At 75.9% G+C, this 3909-nt stretch carries 4 protein-coding genes and 1 pseudogene; 3 read left to right on the top strand and 2 right to left on the bottom strand.

The window, feature by feature from the left end:
* Both AB0C69_RS39365 and AB0C69_RS39360 read left to right on the top strand, forming a co-directional pair.
* Nucleotides 1-710: hypothetical protein (locus AB0C69_RS39365; RefSeq protein WP_360361318.1), on the top strand; the 710-nt coding region annotated here is incomplete at its 5' end.
* A gap of 93 nt (nucleotides 711-803) precedes the next feature.
* Nucleotides 804-1646, top strand: coding sequence for a hypothetical protein (locus AB0C69_RS39360; RefSeq protein WP_353835690.1), 843 nt, complete (start codon nucleotides 804-806; stop codon nucleotides 1644-1646).
* 13 nt (nucleotides 1647-1659) lie between these two features.
* Here AB0C69_RS39360 and AB0C69_RS39355 read toward each other — a convergent pair whose 3' ends face one another.
* Nucleotides 1660-3003, bottom strand: coding sequence for a chromosome condensation regulator RCC1 (locus AB0C69_RS39355; protein WP_360361315.1), 1344 nt, complete (start codon nucleotides 3001-3003; stop codon nucleotides 1660-1662).
* A complete protein-coding gene (locus AB0C69_RS39350; protein ID WP_360361312.1) occupies nucleotides 3000-3794 on the bottom strand; it encodes a methyltransferase domain-containing protein in 795 nt (264 codons plus the stop codon). The genes AB0C69_RS39355 and AB0C69_RS39350 overlap by 4 nt, the downstream gene beginning before the upstream one ends.
* A 20-nt stretch (nucleotides 3795-3814) precedes the next feature.
* Here AB0C69_RS39350 and AB0C69_RS39345 point away from each other — a divergent pair.
* Nucleotides 3815-3909, top strand: a pseudogene (locus tag AB0C69_RS39345) (hypothetical protein); the annotation flags it as partial.

The following is a 3909-nucleotide window of genomic DNA, read 5'->3' as shown; positions in this document are numbered from 1 at the left end:
TACAGAGGGGAAGGTCGAGCCTCCCCCTCCCCCTCCGCGGGACGACGGCGATCATCCGCGCCCCGACCGGGGCGTCAGCCCCCGGCGCGGCACAGCTCGCCGCGCAGGTGAAGGCCCTGGAGAGCGAGCCGGACGCCGTGCTGTGCAGCTCCGGCATCCTGATCGACTTCGACGGGCGGGAGCTGCCCCGGCTGGCCGGGACGGACCGGGTGACCTACGACGCCCTGATCCGCGACCGGATGATGAGCGTCCACTCCTCCACCTACGTGGCGCGCCGCGAACCGCTCATCGAGATCGGCATGGTGGACGAGACGATCCCCGGCAGCCAGGGCGAGGACTGGGACCTCGCGCTCCGCGCCGCCCGCCGCCACCCGGTGGTGAACGTGGACGAGCCGTACGTCCGGGTCCTGTGGGGGCTGACGTCCTACTACGCGCAGGCGTGGGAGACGAAGGTCGCCGCGCTGGAGTGGTTCCTGGAGCACTATCCGGAGATCGGCGAGGAGCCGGGCGCGGCCGGGCGCGTCTACGGGCAGCTCGCCTTCGGCTGCGCGACCGTGGGCCGCCGCAGGGACGCGCTGCGCTGGTCGGCGCGCGCCCTCAGGGCGAACCCGGCCGAGCGCCGCGTCCCGTTCGCGCTGGCCGTGGCGTCGGGGGTCGTGTCCGGCAAACGCGTCCTGCTGGCCCTGCACACCCGAGGCCGCGGCATCTGACCGCGGCGATGCCGATTCCCCTGCTTTGGCCACCTTTCCCCAAGTGGCGCCGGTAATGTCGATGGCCATCCCAGCGTTGAAGGAGCCTCTTCCGTGAACCACTTCTCCCGCCGCATCGTCGCGTCCGGGACGCTGGCGCTGGCCCTCGTGCCGGCGTTCGGAATGACCGCCGCGCCCGCCTTCGCGGGCGTCGACCTCGACGCGGTCGCCGAGGGCATCAGCGAGAGCGGCTACTACGTCGACTCCCACGCCAAGTACTACCAGTCGGACGGCGCGCAGGAACTGCTCCGCAGCGCGCAGGGCCGGTCCGTCGCGGTGTTCATCGCGATCCTGCCGCCCGGGAACGACCCCGGACAGGTCCTCGGCCGGCTGCCGGGCCTGATGAAGCGGAAGGGCACCTACGCGGTGCTGGCGGGCGACCAGCTCCGGGTGTCCTCCACGGCGCTGCCGGGCGCCCGGGTGAAGTCCATCTACGACGGGGCCGTGAAGGGCAGCAAGGGCAAGCCCGACCTGGCGCTGCTGCGCTTCGTGCAGACGCTCCCGGAGTCGAAGTACGCGCCGCCGAAGCCCGGCAAGCGCGGCAACAACGGCAAGCCCGCGCCGGAGGCGTCGGTCAAGCAGCAGGAGCAGGAGGAGCGCACGCTCGCCCAGTCGCAGCCGACCGTTCCCGCCGCCGGATACGAGCCCCCGAAGGACGACGGATCGCCCATGCCGTACGTGCTCGGCGGCGCCGGGGTGGTGGCCGTGGCGGCCGCCGGCGGCGGGTTCCTGCTGTGGCGCCGCCGCTCCGCGACCCCCGCTCCCGCAGGCGGGACCGGAGCCCCGGGCGCGGCCGCCGCGCCTCCCGCGCCCGGAGCCCAGCCTCCCGCGCCCCAGCCCCCGGTGGACGGTCCCCGGCCCGGCGACGCCAGGCCGGAACCGCCCAAGGAGTCCTGAAGGCTCCGGAGGGCTACGGCGCTCCGGAGCCCAGCAGCAGGATCAGGTGGCGCTCGCCGACGCCCACCGACAGGGCGTCGGCCGGCACCGTGCCCGCGGCCGTCAGCGCCGTGCCGGGACGGCTGCGGGGCGCCCTCTTCCCCGAGCCGAGCTGGCCGCTGCCGCCCGCGCCCCACGTCAGCAGCGTCCCGTCGGCCAGGATCGCCGCGCCGTAGGCCTCCCCGGCGAACACGCGGGCGGCGCCGCGCAGCTTCGGGGCGCTGCGCCCGACGACGGTGACCGGGGCGGTCCGCGGCTTCACCGTGCCGTCGCCGAGCTGGCCGGCGGTGTTGTTGCCCCAGGCGACGATGGTGCCGTCCCCGCGGAGCGCGTAGTTGTGCTTCTCCGCCGAGGCGACCGCGGTGACGCCGTCGAGGACGCCCTCGCCGCCCACCCCCGAGACGAGGACGGGCGTGAGCCGGTCCTGGCGCGTGCCGTCGCCGAGCTGGCCGAGCTCGTTGCGGCCCCATGACGCGACCCGCCCGTCCCGCAGCAGCGCCAGCCCGTGCTGGCCGCCGATCGCGATGCGGACGGCGCCGTCCAGCCGCGCGGCGCCGCCCAGCCCGCGCACCGGGACGGGCAGGGCCCGGTCCTCGCGGGTGCCGTCGCCGACCATGCCGCCCGCGTTGGCGCCCCAGGCGAGCACCTGCCCGTCACCGCGCAGCACCAGCTCGGTGTGCCCGTCCGCGGCGATCGCCGTGACGCCGGTGAGCGCGCCGCGCCCGTCCGGCGCGCGCACGGTCGTCGGGACGGGAGGGGTGGTGCGCTCGCCGGTGCCGCGCTGGCCGGACGATCCCTCGCCCCAGGTCACCACGGTGCCGTCGCGGCGCAGCGCCATGGAGAAGTCGTTGTTGGCGGCGACCGCGACGGCGTCGTCCAGCCGGCCGGGCCGCCCGTCCGGCGCGCGGACGCGCACGGGCACGCCGCTGCCGCGGGTGGTGCCGTCGCCGAGCTGGCCGTCGCCGTTGGCGCCCCACGCGACGACCTGCCCGCCGTCGAGGACGGCCAGCGAGTGGCGGGCGCCCCCGGCGACGGCCACGACCCGGTCGAGCCGCCCCCGGCCGCCGACGCCGGTGACGGGGGCGAGCCGGGGGTCGGCGGCCGGCCCCGGCCGGCCGAGCTGCCCGTCGGAGTTGAACCCGCTCGTCCACACGGTGCCGCTGCGCGCGCCGGCGGAGCCCGCGGCGGGCGGCGGGGAGGCGCGCGGCACGCTCGCGGGAGCGGGCGACCCGCCGCACGCCGCCGCCGCGAGGAGCGCCGGGAGGGCGATGAGCGCGGCGACCGGGCGGCGCGCCTCCGGTCGCCTCCGGTGGGTCACGCCGAGCGGACGCAGGCGAACAGGTGCCTGCCGTAGTTGTCCTCGTAGGGCGGCTGGGCGTCGTCGTCGGGCCCGAGGTCGACGATCTCGTCGAATCCGGTGTTCTCCCGCAGGAACGCCGCGACGCGGGCGGGGTCCCAGCCGCGCAGCGACTCGGCGAACCACGCCTCGTTGTCCTGGCCGGTGTCGAAGAACAGGACCCGGCCGGTGGCGCGGTCCAGCAGCCGGATCAGCTCCTCGGCGCTCACCGAGCCGCGGCCGAGGACGAAGTGGTGCAGGAGGCTGAAGCAGGACACCACGTCCCAGCGGCCGGCGTCGTGCCCGCCAAGGAAGTCGACGCAGTCGCCGGTGGAGACGGCGCCGTCCGGGAGCCCGTAGACGGCCTGGCCGAGCGGGACGGCCAGCGGGTCGCGCTCGATGCCCTCGGCGTCGAAGCCGCGCTCGGCCATCTTCGCGACGAACCAGCCGTAGCAGCTCGCGACGTCCAGGTAGCGGCCCCCGGCGATGCCGCGCTCGGCGAGGAACGCGTCCATCTTCGCGAGCCGGTCGGTGCACTGCCGGACGGTCGTCCAGCCGGTCCTCAGTTCGGGCGCGTCGATCGGCTGGTAGAGCTCGTGGGTGCCGTCGAGCCAGCTCATCTTCAGCAGGAGGTCCTGCAGGGGCGTGGTGACGGGCAGCCACTTGGCGACGACGTTGGCGCCGTCGGCGCCGCTCATCGCGGCGATGGCGAGCCGGTGGTGGCCGTCGAGGATCTGGTACTGGTCGGAGCCGCGGACGGGGGCGACGAGCACCGGGTCCTGCGGCCCGCTCTGCCGCGGTCCTGTTCGGCATGTGCGCGGGCTTCCTGCCGCACAACTTCAGCCCGGCCAAGATCTTCATGGGCGACACCGGCTCGATGCTGATCGG

This window comes from Actinomadura sp. NPDC048032 (assembly GCF_040653175.1).
GTDB lineage: Bacteria > Actinomycetota > Actinomycetes > Streptosporangiales > Streptosporangiaceae > Spirillospora > Spirillospora verrucosospora.
This window is presented reverse-complemented; position numbering and strand designations above follow the sequence as displayed.